General features: G+C 73.0%; 13 protein-coding genes. 3 read left to right on the top strand and 10 right to left on the bottom strand.

Features of this window, described 5'->3' with window-relative positions; genetic code table 11:
- Positions 1 to 39: 39 nt before the first annotated feature.
- On the top strand, positions 40 to 1869 hold the full coding sequence (locus tag ACWEVP_RS01565) for an OmpL47-type beta-barrel domain-containing protein (protein WP_452060680.1): 1830 nt from the start codon (positions 40 to 42) through the stop codon (positions 1867 to 1869).
- Here the strand turns inward: ACWEVP_RS01565 and ACWEVP_RS01560 are convergent.
- Positions 1853 to 2422 (bottom strand): TetR/AcrR family transcriptional regulator, encoded by a 570-nt coding sequence (locus ACWEVP_RS01560; RefSeq protein WP_452060679.1) that lies wholly within the window; start codon positions 2420 to 2422, stop codon positions 1853 to 1855. The two genes, ACWEVP_RS01565 and ACWEVP_RS01560, sit on opposite strands and share 17 nt — an antisense overlap.
- Positions 2423 to 2499: 77 nt before the next feature.
- On the opposite strand from ACWEVP_RS01560, the gene ACWEVP_RS01555 reads away from it, so the two are divergent.
- Complete coding sequence (locus ACWEVP_RS01555; RefSeq protein WP_452060678.1) at positions 2500 to 3411, top strand: NADP-dependent oxidoreductase; 912 nt, start codon at positions 2500 to 2502, stop codon at positions 3409 to 3411.
- A 3-nt stretch (positions 3412 to 3414) separates the two neighbouring features.
- On the opposite strand, the gene ACWEVP_RS01550 is transcribed toward ACWEVP_RS01555, so the two are convergent.
- Together ACWEVP_RS01550 and ACWEVP_RS01545 are read right to left on the bottom strand one after the other, a co-directional pair.
- Positions 3415 to 4956, bottom strand: coding sequence for a hypothetical protein (locus tag ACWEVP_RS01550; protein ID WP_452060677.1), 1542 nt, complete (start codon positions 4954 to 4956; stop codon positions 3415 to 3417).
- A gap of 2 nt (positions 4957 to 4958) precedes the next feature.
- Positions 4959 to 6932 (bottom strand): hypothetical protein, encoded by a 1974-nt coding sequence (locus ACWEVP_RS01545; protein WP_452060676.1) that lies wholly within the window; start codon positions 6930 to 6932, stop codon positions 4959 to 4961.
- Between the two features lie 311 nt (positions 6933 to 7243).
- Between ACWEVP_RS01545 and ACWEVP_RS01540 the strand changes: the two genes are divergently transcribed.
- The gene (locus tag ACWEVP_RS01540; RefSeq protein WP_452060675.1) at positions 7244 to 8104 is read left to right on the top strand and encodes a helix-turn-helix transcriptional regulator; all 861 of its coding nucleotides are present in this window, start codon (positions 7244 to 7246) and stop codon (positions 8102 to 8104) included.
- Positions 8105 to 8111: 7 nt separating this feature from the next.
- Here the strand turns inward: ACWEVP_RS01540 and ACWEVP_RS01535 are convergent, their stop codons facing one another.
- From ACWEVP_RS01535 to ACWEVP_RS01505, 7 genes are read right to left on the bottom strand one after another with little or no spacing between them, the layout of a single operon-like run.
- Positions 8112 to 8882: a prepilin peptidase gene (locus ACWEVP_RS01535; RefSeq protein ID WP_452060674.1), complete on the bottom strand. Its 771-nt coding sequence runs from the start codon at positions 8880 to 8882 to the stop codon at positions 8112 to 8114.
- The gene (locus ACWEVP_RS01530) at positions 8879 to 10885 is read right to left on the bottom strand and encodes a hypothetical protein (RefSeq protein ID WP_452060673.1); all 2007 of its coding nucleotides are present in this window, start codon (positions 10883 to 10885) and stop codon (positions 8879 to 8881) included. Before ACWEVP_RS01530 ends, ACWEVP_RS01535 begins: the two co-directional genes overlap by 4 nt.
- Complete coding sequence (locus tag ACWEVP_RS01525) at positions 10882 to 11505, bottom strand: prepilin-type N-terminal cleavage/methylation domain-containing protein (protein WP_452060672.1); 624 nt, start codon at positions 11503 to 11505, stop codon at positions 10882 to 10884. Before ACWEVP_RS01525 ends, ACWEVP_RS01530 begins: the two co-directional genes overlap by 4 nt.
- Entirely contained in the window at positions 11499 to 11939 is a 441-nt protein-coding gene (locus tag ACWEVP_RS01520; protein WP_452060671.1) for a type IV pilus modification PilV family protein, read from the bottom strand. The genes ACWEVP_RS01525 and ACWEVP_RS01520 overlap by 7 nt, the downstream gene beginning before the upstream one ends.
- Positions 11939 to 13144 (bottom strand): type II secretion system F family protein, encoded by a 1206-nt coding sequence (locus tag ACWEVP_RS01515; RefSeq protein ID WP_452060670.1) that lies wholly within the window; start codon positions 13142 to 13144, stop codon positions 11939 to 11941. Before ACWEVP_RS01515 ends, ACWEVP_RS01520 begins: the two co-directional genes overlap by 1 nt.
- A complete protein-coding gene (locus ACWEVP_RS01510) occupies positions 13141 to 14670 on the bottom strand; it encodes a GspE/PulE family protein (protein ID WP_452060669.1) in 1530 nt (509 codons plus the stop codon). Before ACWEVP_RS01510 ends, ACWEVP_RS01515 begins: the two co-directional genes overlap by 4 nt.
- Positions 14667 to 15755 carry a type IV pilus twitching motility protein PilT gene (locus ACWEVP_RS01505; RefSeq protein WP_452060668.1) on the bottom strand — a complete coding sequence of 363 codons (1089 nt, stop codon included), beginning with the start codon at positions 15753 to 15755 and terminating at the stop codon, positions 14667 to 14669. The genes ACWEVP_RS01510 and ACWEVP_RS01505 overlap by 4 nt, the downstream gene beginning before the upstream one ends.
- Positions 15756 to 15780: the final 25 nt, after the last annotated feature.

The following is a 15780-nucleotide window of genomic DNA, read 5'->3' as shown; positions in this document are numbered from 1 at the left end:
CGCGTCCGGCCCCCTTCCCTCCCAGGAAGGTTTCCCGCGATGTCCCCACGACCGATGGCCGTGCTGCTGGCCGTCCTGCTGGCGGTGCTCGGCCTGGCCGGCCCGGCGGCGGCGCTGGCGGCGCCGGTCCAGACGCTGACCTGGACCGGGAACAACAGCACCACCGCCTACGCGTCCGCGCCCACCGGAGCCCTGCCCGGTGAGACCACCATCGTCTTCGAGAACAGCGAAGCCACCGGCAACACGACGGGGATGTCGCACACCCTCACGTTCGACACCTCGACGCCGGGCTACAACCACGACGTCTCGCTCAACATCCTGGCCAACCCGTTCGACCCGCAGAACGGGCGGCACGAAGCGACCGTGACCCTCACACCGGGCAAGTACCGGTACTTCTGCACGATCCCCGGCCACACGGCGATGGTGGGGGAGTTCGTCGTCTCCGACGGCGGCGGGGACACCACCGCGCCGACGGTGACGGCCGCGGTGGCGGGCGAGCAGGATCCGTCCGGCGACTACATCGAGTCGGCGACGGTCACGCTGTCGGCCACCGACGCGGGCTCCGGCGTGGCGTCGGTCGAGTACCAGCTCGACGGCGGCACGTGGACCGCCTACTCGGCGCCGGTCGTGGTTTCCGCCGTGGGGATGCACATGCTGCACTACCGGGCGACCGACATCGCCGGGAACACGTCCCCGGAGGGGATGGCGCACTTCACCGTCGTCGAGGGGCAAGGGGACACGTCGCCGCCCACGGTGACCGCGTCCCTCTCCGGTGACCGTGACTCGGCGGGCAACTACCTCGACGCCGCCACGGTCACGTTGACGGCGACCGACGCGGACTCCGCCGTCGCATCGGTGGAGTACCAGCTCGACGGCGGTGCGTGGACCCCGTATTCGGCACCGGTCGCGGTGACCGGGGCGGGCGCGCACATGGTCCACTTCCGGGCGACCGATGCCGCCGGCAACACGTCCCCGGAGGGCATGTCGAGCTTCACGGTGGTCAAACGCGACACGACGGCGCCGACCGTGTCGGCGTCCGTGGCCGGGACCCAGGACGCGGACGGCAACTACGTCGGCAGGGCGACGGTCACGGTGACGGCTGCCGACACCGGTTCGGGTGTCGCCGCCGTGGAGTACGAAGTGGATGGTGGAGCGTGGACGGCGTACTCCGCGCCGGTCCAGGTCTCCGCGGCGGGGGCGCACACGGTGGCCTACCGGGCCCGGGACGTCGCCGGCAACGCGTCCGCGGAGGGCAGCGTGGCGTTCACCGTGGTCGCGGGCGGGGACACGACCGCACCGGTGATCTCCATGGCGGTGACCGGCGACCAGGACGGCAACTGGGACTTCGTCGGCAAGGCGACCGTGACGCTGACCGCCGTCGACACCGAGTCCGGTGTCGCGTCGATCGAGTACGAAGTGGACGGTGGGGCGTGGACGCGGTACACCGCGCCGGTGGTGCTGACCGCGCTGGGCGAGCACACCGTGCGGGCCCGGGCCACGGACGTCGCCGGGAACGTCTCGGCGGAGGCGCCGGGGACGTTCACGGTGGTCGCGGCCCCGCCGCCACCGGACGCCTGCCCGGTTTCCGACACCCGCGAGACCGTGGTGATCGGGGAGATCGACAGCCAGGTCGTGAACATCGACACCGGCAACGGCTGCACGATCAACGACATCATCGACGAGAACGCGGAGTACGCGTCGCACGACCGGTTCGTCAAGCACGTGAAAGCGGTGACCCAGGAGCTGGTCGGCAACGGAGTGCTCTCCTCGGGCGACCGCAACCGCATCGTGACGGCGGCGATCGAGTCGGACATCGGCGGCGCGCCGACCGCCGGCGCCCGGGCCGGTGACGTCAGGAAGCTGCTGTAGCGGCCCGCACTTCCCGGAGGGCGTCTCGTGCGGCCTCGCCGAAGGCGGTTTCTTCGGCGGGGTCGCACCACCGTTCGTAGGCGAGCGCCATGACGAGCGCGCCGAGCTGGGCGGCCACGCGGGCGGTTGGGTCGGGCACCCCACGGCGTCCGAGGGCTTCGGCCATCGCCGCGGTGAGCCCGAGCCCCTTCAGCGCTTCGCGTTCCCGCAGTTCGGGGTTGGCGGCGATGACGGCCCGGCGCCGGGTGCCGAACTCGCGGCGCCCGGGGGTGAAGGCTTCCCGGCCGACGGTGTCGAGGGCGTGGGCCACGGCTTCGAGCGGGGTGGCGGTGGCGGGCGCGTCGGCGATGCCGCCGGCGAGGAGCTCGGCCATCGTGTCGCCGCCGAAGAGGACTTCGCGCTTGTCCGGGAAGTGCCGGAAGAAGGTGCTCTTCGTCAGCCCCGCGCGTTCGGCGATCTCGATCACGGTGGTGTTTTCGTAGCCGCGTTCCTCGAACAGGTCGAGCGCGGCGTCGACGAGCCGCTCCGGGGCGTGGGGTTGCCAGCGGGCCATGCCCCGAGTGTACGGGACATGGTCCCGTCACTGCGTGTACGGTGATGGGACCAAGTCCCGTCAAGCGGAGGTGGCTCATGAGCCGTGCGGTGGTTTACGAAGAGTTCGGCGGTCCCGAAATCCTGGAGGTGCGCGAGGTGCCGGAGCCGCACGCGGGACCGGGCGAGATCCGCGTCCGCGTGGCGGCGGCCGGCCTGAACCCGATGGACTGGGGCCTGGCGACGCACCCGGATCTGGCGGCGCGGTTCGGCGTCACGGTGCCCGCGGGGTTCGGCTACGACCTGGCCGGGGTGGTCGACGAGGTGGGCCACGGCGCGACGGGTTTCTCGGTGGGCCAGCGCGTGTTCGGCGGCGTGATGGCCGCGGCGGCGGCGGACTTCGCGGTGGTGCGGACACCGGCGGAGACGCTCTGGCCGACGCCCGACGGCATCACGGACCTGGTGGCGGCGACGGTGCCGGTGGCCGGCCTGACCGCTTCGGCGGCGTTGTCGGCGATCGGCCTGAGCCGGGGTGACACGATCTTGATCGGCGGCGCGGCGGGCGGGGTGGGGGTGTTCGCGGTCCAGCTGGCGCGCCTGGCGGGGGCGCGGGTGATCGGAACGGCTTCCCGGGGCACGTTCGAGTTCCTGCGCGGCCTGGGCGCGGAGCCGGTGGAGTACGGCCCCGGCCTGGCGGACCGGGTCCGGAAGTCGGGAGTCACGGCGGCGACGGACTTGTTCGGCACGGAGACGGCCTCGGCGGCGTTGTCGCTGGGGGTGCCGCCGTCCCGGATCTCGACGGTCGCAGCGGGTCCGAACCCGCCGGGCGGAGTCCGCGCGACCGGCGGCATCGACGCGGGACCGGCCGAGCTGAAGCGGCTCACGGACGCGATCGCGACAGGGGAGATCGTGGTACCGATCGCGGCGACGTTCCCGCTCGAGCGGGTGCGCGAGGCGGTGGAGCTGCAGGCGGGGCGCCACGTCCACGGCAAGGTGGTGCTCACCCTGTGACGGTCACGAGTACGTCCAGTGGCCGAGCCACGACTCGCGCCACGCCACCGTCAACTCGCTCACCCCGTCCACACCGGACCGGTCCACCTGGGCCTTCCACGCCTCCTCCAGCGACGCGCACAGCTTGGCCGCCGGCAGCTCCACCCCGCCCCCCGTGAACTGCTTCAAGACCGACTTCGGCACCGCCAGTTTCGCCTTGCCCCGGACCACCGACTGCTCCGTCGCCCGGCAGATCAGGTACTCGACCGTGGCGAGCTCGTCCGCCGACGCCACCTGGGCCAGCGCCCGGTACAGGCACTCCAGCGGTGCCGCCAGCCCGCGGTGCTGGCGGGCGATCTCCCACGACACCCACACCGCCATGCTCTCCGGCATCTGGTACGGCCGGTACGGCAGCGCCGGGCCCGCGAACGTCTGGTAGTCCGCCGTCGGGTCCGCGAGCGACGCCCTCGTCTCCTCCGGGTCCGGGGGCAGCCCGAGCCGCTTGAACAGCTCGCGCAGCAGCTTGTGCGGCCGGGCCGGGGTCGACGATTCCCCGAGCAGCTTCGTCAGGATGCGGTTGAGCCGGTCGGCGGCCACGCCCTGCACCGACAGCTGCAGGTGGACGAACGCCACGTCCGACAGCGTCGTTCCCGCGCAGCCGACCACCCCCACCCGCGGGTACCGTTGCAGGAACGAGGCGATCGCGTGCGTGGAGCCGATCCGCGCCGGCCCGACGAACGTCACCGGCAGGCACGTGCCGATCCGCTGGCGGGACCGCAGGTCGCCCTTGTACAGCGGGGAAAACTCGCCGTCGGCGTGGTAGACCTCGAACCAGTTGCCCTGCCGGTGCCCCGGCCGCGTGTCCGCCAGCCAGAAGCTGTACCCGTGCTTCTCGCACAGCTCCCGGAACCGGTCGGCCAGCTCGAACCGCGCGGCCGCGGACACGTCCCGCAGCGCGATCGCGAACCGGACCGCCAGCGACGAGCAGGGCGGCGCCACCTCCTTGCGGGTGCGCAGGTCGTGGTTGCGGGTCTTCACGATCGTCGGCAGCTGGGCCGGGCACTGCAGCGACAGCAGCGGCGCGTCGATCAGCGCCGACGCCGCGTCGGAGATCTCCCGCACCAGGTCGCGGACCGCCAGCCCGTGCCACTCGCACACCTCGCGCGCGCCCGGGTCGATCGCGATCAGGCCTTCGAAGGTCTGGGCGGACTCGTAGATGAACGTCGGGTTGGGCGAGGTCGTCTGGCGGAAGACCCAGCCGCCCGCGTTCTCCTCCGGGCGTTCCGCGGGCCGCCTGCCGTCGTTGTGCTCCACGGCTTCGGTGCCGTCCAGGGGTTTGCGAGTGTGGGTGCCGATCACGACGCCGGTGCCGTTCGTGGCCGAGCACAGCGTCTCGAGGAAGACCCCGCTGTCGGCGTCCGCGGACACGAGGTCGAGCAGGTAGCCGTGGCGGGCCAGCGCGTGGTGCACCTCGAAGTCCACTTTGGTCACCGGCTGCCGCGCGATCTCGAAGCCGGCCCGCGCGAGGTCGGCCACGTTCCGCACGGAAACGCGCTGGCTGCGCACGTTCACCACCCCCCGGACGAGTCGAACCGGACGTCGGCTTCCAGCGGCTTGCGGCGGTCCCACGCGCCGGTGCCCGCCCACCGCGGCGCCCCGATGCGGGACAACGGGATCGCCGACTCGCGCCACGAAGCCTGGCCGAACAGGACCAGCGCGGCGAGCACCGGCAGCGCCACCGCGACGGTCAGCGTGGTCTGCACGACTTCGCCGCGGCTCTGCGTCGCCACGGCCGCGGCGAACGCGGCGACGGCCGCGATGCTCAGCTGGACGAGCGCCTGGGGCAGCGTCCCCAGGTAGCCGAGCACGGTCCGGCGCGGTGGCAGCGACAGGCGGCTGTAGAGGAAACCGGGCAACAGCAGCAGCATCGTGATCACGGACTGGCCGTCGCCGACGTGGCCGAGCGCCTCGGTGGCGGCCCGGCCGTACGGCCAGGGGCTGCCCACGAGCATCCAGCCGAGCACGAACGAAACCGCCGCGACGGCCAGCGCGTAGAACGTCACGTTGAGCGGGCCGGACTTCGTGGAGTCCCGGAGCACGAGCGTCGCGCGCACCCGGACGTGGTCGCCGCGCGGGTCGCGGCCGCCGGAGCGGCGCCAGTACGCGCGCGCCTCGTTGTCGGCGATCCCGGTGACCAGCACGAGGTCCTGCCCGAACTCCCGCTCGGTCAGCTCGCGCGCGGCCTCGCGCAGGTTCGCGGCGGTGAACTCCGGGTGCCGCCGCAGCGAGTTGTCCAGCTCGCCGGTGTCGATGCGGACCGCTTCGCCCGTCGTGGCCGCGGCGGCGAGCCGGTGGCAGGCGGGCAGGCTGCGCGGGGACAGCTCGACGCCGGACTGGCCGGCCTCCCACTTGCGGCGGCGCAGCAGGTCGGCCAGCCGGCGCAGCACGGTCTGCGCCTGCAGTTCGAGGATCTTGTGCCGCGCGCCGTCGGCTTCCTGCAGCGGGGCGGCGTCCTGCCGTTCGGCCAGCGAGACCAGGTCTTCGGCCAGCACGTCGACCTGGTGCTGGTCGGCGTCGGTGGACAGGTACATCCGCGAGATCTCCGCCTCCGGTGCCGTACCGGCCACCAGGTGGTAGGACTTCAGCGTCGCCGGGATCGTCGTCTCGTAGCTCACGACGTAGCCGCGCCTGCTGGAGGCGAGCCGCCGCCACTGCTCCTGCGCCACGGACCGCCGGGCGTCGACGTGCAGCGGGGTTTCGTAGCTGAGCCGGTGCTCCTCGACCGAGTCGTCGAGCGCCACCACCAGCATGTAGTCCCGGACCGCGACGTTGAGCAGGTAGGCGTACTCGACCAGCAGCTCGGAACAGCCCTCGAGGATGTCCAGCGCCAGCTCCCGGCACTGGCGCCCGTACCCGGGGACCGTGCCGCCGGCCGGGGCCAGGGTGAACTCCTCCTCCGGGTGGTTCCGCTCGGTGAGCAGCGTCAGCAGCGCCTGCTGGATGAGCCAGCGGGGTTCGTGCACCTGGAACAGGAAGGTGTTCAGCTCGTGCTTGGCGGTCTGCGCGTTTTCGTCGCCGGCCAGGATTCCGCGCAGCAGCCGGTAGAGCCCGGCGGCGACCAGCCGGGACGCCTCGTGCTGCGTCAGCCGCGGCAGTTTCTGGCCGGAGCTGTCGAAGACGTCGACGGGGGAGACGTCCCGGCGTGGCAGCCGCGCGAGCGGCACCCACAGGGACCGCTGCCGCACCGGCCGGGAGGAGGCGCGCTCGCCGTGTTCGCGGCCGATGAGGTCCTGCAGCTGCGCGGTCGCCTGCCGCTGGCCTTCGTCGAGCAGCTTGAGGCTGACGTCGACCTCGGTGCTGCGCCGGGCGGTCCCGTGCTCGACGACGGTGAGCCGCTCGGTCAGCCGGCGCACGTGGTTGAGCCGCAACGAGGTGTCGAGCAGGGCCAGCCCGACGGCGGCACCCTGCCGCGACAGGCGGGGCGGGGCGCCGGGAATGGGAATGGTCTCGATGGCGTGCCGGAGACTGTCGATGCCGTCCACTCCTGTGAGAGTAGGAGGAACCGCCCCCGGATACGAGAGAACGCGGAATTCCCTCCCGGCCTGCCGCTTCGACGGGGCCGGCCCTGCCCGCCCGGCGCACCGCCGGGGCGCCGCGCAGGCCGCCCGGTCCGAGTCCCGCACGCCCGGCACGACCCGGGCGCCCGCGCCGGCGAGCTCCCGCGCGGTGACCGGCCCCAGGCCGCGCCCGGCGCCGGTGACCACCACCGTCCGCCCGTCGGGTCCGGCAGCCCGCTCAGCCACTGACTCGCAGACCCTGGCCGAACGCGGCCCGGCCGTCGACGATGGGGACCATGGACCGGAACTTCGACCTCGCGGCGCTGGGGGCGTTCCTGCGCACCCGGCGCGCGGCGCTGCGACCGGCGGACGTCGGGCTGCGGCAGGGGCACCGCCGGCGCACGCCGGGCCTGCGGCGCGAGGAGGTCGCGGAGCTGTGCGCGATGTCGGCCGACTACTTCGCCCGGCTCGAACGCGGCACCGGACCGCGGCCGTCGGAGCCGATGGTCGCGGCGATCGCCCGCGGCCTGCGGCTGACCCCGGCCGAGCGCGATCACCTGTTCCTGCTGGCCGGCTACCGCGCCGCCCGGCGCGACCTGCGGTCCCGGCACGTCGGCCCCGGGCTGATGCGGATCATGGACGGCCTGGCGGGCGCCACCGCCCAGGTGATGGGACCGCTGGGCGAGACGCTGCTGCAGACGCCGTCCGCGGTGGCGCTGCTCGGCGACGAGACCCGCCACACCGGGAACGCCCGCAGCGCCGCGTACCGCTGGTTCACCGACCCCGCCGCGCGCGAGCGGTACGACCCCGCGGAGCACGAGAAGAACGGCCGGATCACCGTCGCGCAGCTGCGCGGGGCGGTGACCCGCGACGGACCCGGCTCGCCGGCGGCGGAGCTGGCCGAAGTCCTGCGGCGCGCCAGCGACGAGTTCGCCGGGCTGTGGGACCGCCACGAAGTGGGTCTGCGGTGGAGTGAGACCAAGCGGTTCGCACACCCCCGGGTGGGCCGGCTCGACCTCTACTGCCAGGTGCTGCTGGAGCCGGACGAAGGCCAGTCGCTGCTCGTTTTCACCGCCGAGCCGGGGACGGAAAGCCAGGAGAAGCTCGCGCTGCTCGCGGTGCTCGGCACGGAGAGCTTCGCCGCGGATGGACCGTGACCTTCACTCAGGCCAGCCCGGTCAACCGCAGGTACGCCCGCGCGAGCGGAGCGGCCGCGAACAGGGCGACGAGCGCACCCGCGAGCATGAACGGGCCGAACGGCAACGCGGTCTTGCGGCCGCCGCCCCCGGCCAGCACCGCGACGCCCGCCAGCGCGCCCAGCAGGAACCCGCCGAAGGCGCCGAACACCAGTGCCTCCCACGACACGTACGCCAGCACACCGCCGATCAGCCCGGCCAGGCGGACGTCACCGAAACCCATGCCCGCCGGGTACACCACTGTCAGCAGCAGGTAGAACCCGAACAGCGCGGCGCCGCCCAGGAACGCGCGGACGACCGCCTCCCAGTCGCCCTGCCACCAGGCCGACGCCGTCAGCAGCAGCGCGAGCACGGGGTAGGACGGCAGCACGAGCGCGTTCGGCAGCCGCCGCGTGTCGACGTCGATCAGGGCCAGCGCGATCCCGATCGCCCCGAAGTAGAGGTACGCGGGCAGGTCCGGCAGCGCGATCCGGGCCGCCAGCAGGACGAACACCGCGGCCGTGCCGAGTTCGACCAGCGGGTAGCGGACGCTGATCCGGTCGCCGCAGCCGGCGCAGCGGCCGCGCAGGACGAGCCAGCCCAGCACCGGGACGTTGTGCCGCGCCCGGATCCCCTGCCCGCAGCCCGGGCACCGCGACGGCGGGCGCACCACCGACTCGCCGCGCGGCACCCGGTGCACGACCACGTTGAGGAACGAACCGACCACCAGGCCCAGCACGCCCGCGACGGCGGCGATCACCGGGCACCCGACCAGCTCAGCACCGACACCTGCCGCGACCCGGGCACCGGCCGGGCCGGATCACCGTCCACATAGGCCACCCGGGCCCGCGCGGCCGCCGTCCCGCCCGGCGCGCAGGTGCCCGCGCCGGGGCAGACGTACGCGCTGAGGTAGACGCTGAACACGAACCCGGGGGAGTCGTCGGGCACCTCGATGACCGGGCCCGTGAACGTCACGCTGCCGGTCAGCTTCACCTGCAGCGACCGCGCGACGACGCCGAACCGGAAGATCGGCTCGGTGGCGTTGTTGAGCGTGACGTCCAGGACCGCTTTCGGGGCGTACGTGGTGCCCTGGACGTAGAACCGGTTGCCCGAGTTGTTCACCGAAGTCACCAGGGCACAGGCGGAACTGCTCGTGTACACCAGCTGCGTGCAGCCGCTTTCGGCGCGCAGCGCGGGCGGGGTGTAGTTCAGGTCCAGCTGCAGCGCGTCCACGGACTCGGTGCCGTCGTGCTTCACGGTCACGGAGTAGGTCGCCTGGGCTCCGGTGAAGGTTCCGTTGTAGACGGCCTGGGTCAGCTGGCCGGTCAGGTCGAACTCCTCGGTGCCGACCGAGCCGTCGGCGGGGGTGGCCAGGGGGAACGAAAGCGGCGAGCCGCCGGCCGGGGTGAACTGGATCGTCCGCGTGTCGTTCTTGGCGCCGCGATCGTTGCTGTGCACCACCCGCAGCTTGGCGGACTTGAGGATCGTCCCGGCCGGCGGCGCCGTCGCCGGGGCGAAGCCGGTGGCCGCCAGGGTCGCGGAACCGCCGTTCTTCGCGGTGGTGGTCCAGGTCGCGCCCTTGCCGTCCACAGTGGACACCAGCGGGACGGTCGCGTCGGCGAAGTCCCCCGGCGTGACGGCGGTGGGCGGGACGGTCGCCGTGACCGGCGCTTCCGCGCCGGAGGTCAGCCCGTACAGCGCCACCGGTGGCTTCGTCCCGCTGTAGGTCCCGCAGATCTCCGCCTGCCCGGCCTTCACCGCCAGCCGGCTGTCGCCGCCGAAGACGAACTGGACGCCCTGTGCCTTCGCGTCCTCGATCGGGTTGTCGCACGCGCCCGGGATCGCCGCCGGCACCGACGGCGCGGCCACGACCCGGCCGCTGCCGTCGACCGGCGTGCCCGCGACGAGGTAGCCGTTGTCGATCGTCCACACGTCGTCGCCGCCGGGCAGCGAGGGCGGCCGGACCGCCGCGCCGTTGTGGAAGTCGAAGTAGTACGCGCCGGGCTTGAACCACCAGGTGCTGTCCTTGCACTTGCTGCTGCTCGACATCATCGCCGACAGCCCGGCCGCGTCGTCGTAGTAGCCGGGCTCGAAGGCGACCACCGAACCACTGCGCGTGCACGCGGGAAGATCGCGGTGGGGCGGCACCGACGTCAGCGCCGGCGCGTAGCCGGGGTCGTCGCCGAGGCTCGACCCGCCGTAGGAGCACGCGGGCGCGGGCGTGCTGCGGATCGTCCCGGTGCAACCGCCGCGGGCGTAGACCGCCGTGTTGGTGTCGAGGGAGCCGTTGACGACGTTGATGGTCGAGTTCGAGTACACGACCCCGTGCACCCGGAACGAGGACCCGGTCGGCTGCTGGATGGTCACGCCGTCCTCGCCACCCCTGCCGAGCGTCAGGATCGCGTTGCCCGGCCGGTTGCACGTGCTCAGCGACGGGCACTGGATCAGCACCTTCGCCGGGTCGGCGGTGCACGACACGGCCGCGGAACCGGTGCCGGTGAACGACGGCAGCGTCAGCGTGTCGGACGCGCCGAAGCAGTGCTGGCCGGCCGCGCCGGTGAAACCGCTGTTGCGGATCTCGTTGATCGCGGCCTGCAGCGCGCCGTCGGCCGTGTACGCCGACGACGCCTGGTCGCGCAGGTTGACCGTCGTGCGGACGCTGGTCTCGGCGAACGACAGCACCGCGGCCAGCACCACGGCGACCACCGTGACCAGCACGAGCACCAGCGGCAGCGCCGCGCCGCTGTCGTCGTGGGGTTTCATGACTGCCTCCGCTGGCCGAAGAGGGTGACGGGGTAGGGGTCGGCGCGGTCCGAGGCCGCGGTGAAGACGAGCTTCACCCAGAGCGGCACGTCGGCGGCGGTGCACGTGCTGGAGCACGTCACCGCGGCGCTGCCGGGCCGGACGTGGTGGGCGACGACGGAGTCGGCCACCGGCGCGGAACCGAGGCAGCGCAGGCGGTGCAGCTCGGTGCCGGTGAGGTAGTAGGCGACGACCGCGGTGCGGCGCGTCGCGGCCGGGGCGCTCGTGTCCCAGTCGTCGGAAAGCAGGCGCAGCAGCGAAACCGGGGTCGCGGCCGTGCCGCACACCTGCCCGCCGGCGTCGTAGGCGGCGTCGAGCTGGACCGACGGCGTGAACGGCACGGTGCCGCCGGCGATCTCGCCCGAGTAGTCGCGCAGGCCCGTCGCGGCGACGTCCTGGGCGAAGAACGCGGCGCTCTGCTGGGCGTCGTGCGACAGCTCCAGCCGCGCGGAGGTGGCGTCGCTGGTGCGGATGGACGTGACGACCGCGGTGGCGGCCGGTGCCACGACCACCCCGAGCAGCACGACCACGATCAGCAGCTCGACCAGGGTGAACCCGGCGTCGGGGCGGCGGCTCAGCACAGCGGTTCCTTGAGCCCGCAGCCGCGCCGCACGACGACGACGAGCTGTTCGCTCGCGCGCCCGTCGGTGCTGGCGACCCGCACGGTCACCTGCTGCAGCCCGCTGTCGGCGCCGCAGGTGCTCGCCCAGGCGCCGCCGGACCAGTACCGCACGGACGCCACCGAGCTGGTGAAGCCCGCGGGCGCCGTGTACCCCGCCGGAGACGCGTAGCTGGCCGGCGAAGCGCACAGTACGTACCCCCCGGCCATCGCCTTGGTCACGACGGCTTCGCCGAAGTCGCGGGCGGCGGTGCCCGCGGTCGCCTGCTTGCGGTGGACGTCGGACATCAGCACGCCGACGCCGATGCCGCCGACGATCGCCACCACCGCGATCCCCATGATCGCGACCGCGATCAGCAGTTCCAGCAGGCTCTCGCCCCGGTCGTCGGCGCTCATCAGACGTGCACCTGGTTGAAGATGCCGTACATCGCCGACACCAGGGCGACGGCGACGAAGCCGACGAGGAGCCCCATCACCACGATGACCGCCGGCTCGAACAACGCCGTGAGCTTCTTCAGCCGGTAGTCGAGCTCGCCTTCGTAGTACTGGGCGGTGATTTCGAGCTGGGTGTCGAGCGTGCCGGTGTCCTCGCCGACGCGGATCATCTGCGCGGCCGTCACCGGCAGCAGCCCGGACCCGGCCAGCGGCCGGGCGAGGCCCTCGCCTTCGAGCACGGCCTCGCCGACCCGGGCCAGCCCCCGCAGGAACACGCGGTTGCGCAGGGAATCCGTCGCCACCCGCAGCGCTTCGGGCAGCGGCACGCCGGCGCCGACCATCGACGACAGGATCCGGCAGAACCGCTCGACCAGCGCGTGCCGCACGGTCGGCCCGATCGCGGGCAGGCTCAGCACCGCCCGGTCGCGGGCGTACCGGCCGGCGGGCGTGCGCACCGCGGCCAGGTACAGCACCCCCAGGACGAGCCCGCCCGCCAGCAGCGCCCACCACCAGTCGCCGAGGAAGTCGGTGACGGCCAGCAGCATCCGCGTGGGCAGCGGCAGGGTCGCGTGCAGGCTCGCGAAGAACACCTTGAACCGCGGCAGCACGAACGTGGCGAGCACGACGACCGTCACGACCGACATCAGCGCGATCATCGCCGGGTAGATCAGCGCGGCCTTGATCCGGCGCCGGGCTTCGAGGTCCCGTTCGAGGTAGTTCGCGAGCTGGTCGAGGACGACGTCGAGCTGGCCGCTGAGCTCGGCCGAGCGCAGGATCTCCCGGTAGAACTCGGGGAAGATCTTCGGGTGGCGGTCGACGCAGTCCGACAGCCGTTCCCCGCCGCGCAGCCCCTGCTCGACCTGCCGCAGCATCCGCGTCACGGTCGAGTTCGAGGCCTCGTCGCCGAGGAGCCGCACGGCGTCGATCAGCGGCAGCCCGGCCCGGACGAACGCCCCGAGCTGGCGCGAGAGGTGCATGACGACCTCGCGCTTGACCCGCGGCGCCGTCAGCTCCAGCTGCAGCAGGCTCTTCTTCTGCGTGATCTCGATGTCCCGCAGCTCCCGCTCGTACAGCGCGAGGACAGCGGAATCGGCGTCGGCGGCCTTCTGGACGCCGCGGGTGCGCGTGCCGTCCGGGCCGGTGGCGACGTAGGCGTACCGGTTCATCGTGCCCCTCCGGTGAGGTAGATCGACCGCAGCACCTCGGCCGGGGTCGTGACGCCCTCGGCGATCAGCCGCAGGGCCTCGTCCTGCAGCGTCCGCATGCCCTCCTTGCGGGCCAGCTCGTGGACCTCGTGGTGCGGCGCGTTGCCGAGCACGAGCGAGCGGATCCCCTCGCCGACCGGCATCAGCTCGTAGACGCCGGTGCGGTCGAGGAACCCGGTGTGCGCGCAGAAGTTGCAGCCGGCGCCGCGGACGAAGCCACCGTCCGGCCCGTCCGCGCCCATGGAGTCCAGGAAGGACAGTTCCTCGGCCGAGGGCTGGTAGTACTCGCGGCAGCGCAGGCAGATCCGGCGGACCAGCCGCTGCGCGAGCACCGCCGTGATCGAGGAGGCGACCAGGAAGTTCTCGATCCCCATGTCCAGCAACCGGTGCAGCGCCGACGCGGCGTCGGTGGCGTGCAGCGACGAGAGCACGAAGTGCCCGGTCAGCGCCGACTGCACGGCGATGCGCGCGGTGTCGGCGTCGCGGACCTCGCCGACCAGGATGACGTCCGGGTCCTGCCGCAGGATCGACTTGAGCCCGTCGGCGAAGGTGACGCCGGTCTGCTCGTTGATCTGGATCTGGTTGATCGAGGACATGGTGTACTCCACCGGGTCCTCGATGGTCATGATGTTGCGCTCGGCGCTGTCGAGCTCGCCCAGCGAGCCGTAGAGCGTGGTCGTCTTGCCGCTGCCGGTCGGCCCGGCGCAGATGACCATGCCGTAGGGGGACCGCAGCACCGCCGAGTACCGCGCCGCCATGTCTTCGGGCATGCCCAGCTGCGGCAGCCGGAACAGCGGGCGGCTCTTGTCGAGCAGCCGCAGCACGACCTTCTCGCCGCCGACGACCGGCGTGGTCGCCACCCGGATGTCCACCGGACGGCTTTCGACGTCCATGCTGATCTGCCCGTCCTGCGGGCGGCGGCGCTCGACGATGTTCATCCCGGCGAGGATCTTGATCCGGCTGACCACGGCCGGCCCCATCGAGCCGGGCAGGTCGAGGACGTCGTGCAGCACGCCGTCGATGCGGTAGCGCACCCGCACGCGCTCGTCCTGGGGCTCGACGTGGACGTCGGACGCGCGGTCGCGCAGCGCCTGGGTGATCATCAGCGAGACGACGTGCACGACCGGCGCGTCGTCGTTCGCGGTCGCCGGGGCGTCGGCGCGCACGGCGTCGCGGCGCACGGAATCGCGGGCCTCGAACGCCTTGACCTGCTGGTCGATCCCGGTGAGCGCGCGGTAGGTGCGGGCGATGGTGGCGAGGATGTCGGCCCGGGCGGCGACGGCGACGGTCACCGGGCGGCCGAGGGCCTCCTGCAGCGCCGGCGCGGCCGCCGGGTCGGCCACCGCGACGAGCACGGTGTCTTCGCGCACGGCCAGGGGAATGGCGCAGAGCTCGCGGGCCTTCGCCTCGCCGAGCAGGTCGGCGGCGGCGCGGTCCGGGGTCACCGTGCGCAGGTCGACGGTGCGGGGCTGGGTGCGGAGTCTCATGCCGGCACGCTCCGCGGCCGGGGACGCGGGTCGATGTCGTGCGGGTGGAGGCTGCGGGCGGCGGCGTCGGCGGGCGTGACGAGCCCGGCGGCGACGAGTGCCGAGAGGGATTGCTCGAGCGTCACCATGCCTTCGCGCTGCCCGGTCACCAGGACGTTGCGCAGCTGGTGCGGCTTGCCCTCCTTGACGAGGTTGCGCACGGCGGTGTTCGCGACGAGCACCTCGAAGGCGGCGACGAGCCCGCCGCCGACCCGCGGCAGCAGCCGCTGGTACACGATGCCGGTGAGCGCCGCGGCCAGCTGGACGCGGACCTGCTCCTGCTGGCCGGCCGGGAAGACGTCGACCATCCGCGCCAGTGACTGCGCGGTGTCGTTGGTGTGCAGGGTGGCGAAGACGAGGTGCCCGGTCTCGGCGATGGTGAGCGCGAACCGGATGGATTCGAGATCGCGCATCTCGCCGACGAGCAGGACGTCGGGGTCTTCCCGCAGCGCGCTGCGCAGCGCCGCGGGGAAGGATTCGGTGTCGGTGCCGACCTCGCGCTGGTTCACCGCGGAGCGGCGGTGTTCGTGGACGTACTCGATCGGGTCTTCGACGGTGAGGATGTGGCAGGCGCGCTCGCGGTTGATCCGGTCGATGACGGCGGCGAGCGTCGTGGACTTGCCGGACCCGGTCGGCCCGGTGACGAGCACCAGGCCCTGGTGCCGCCGCGCGAAGTCGGTGAGGACCGGCGGCAGGCCCAGCTCGGTCATGTCCGGGATGCGGCGCGGGATCATCCGCAGCGCGACGACGGTGTCCCCGCGCTGGGTGAAGGCGTTGCCGCGGACGCGCGCGTGGTCGCGCCAGCTGAAGGAGAAGTCGAATTCGTGCGCCGCGCGCCAGGCGCGGGCCTGGTCGTCGGAGAGCAGCTCGGCGAGCAGGGCGTCGGTGTCCTCGCCGGTGAGGACGGCGTGGCCGGGAACCGCGGAGAGGTCGCCGTGCACGCGCAGCTGGGGCGGCAGGCCGGCGGTGAGCAGCAGGTCGGTGCCGCGCGCCTGCCACAGCGCTTCGAGCAGGCCGTCGACGCGGCTGCCGGTCAGGGTGGACATGGGTGCCTCCGAAGGGTTCCGCGGG

This window comes from Amycolatopsis sp. NPDC003865 (genome assembly GCF_053605345.1).
The sequence above is the reverse complement of the archived record's forward strand: the minus strand, read 5'-3'. Positions and strand labels throughout refer to the sequence as shown.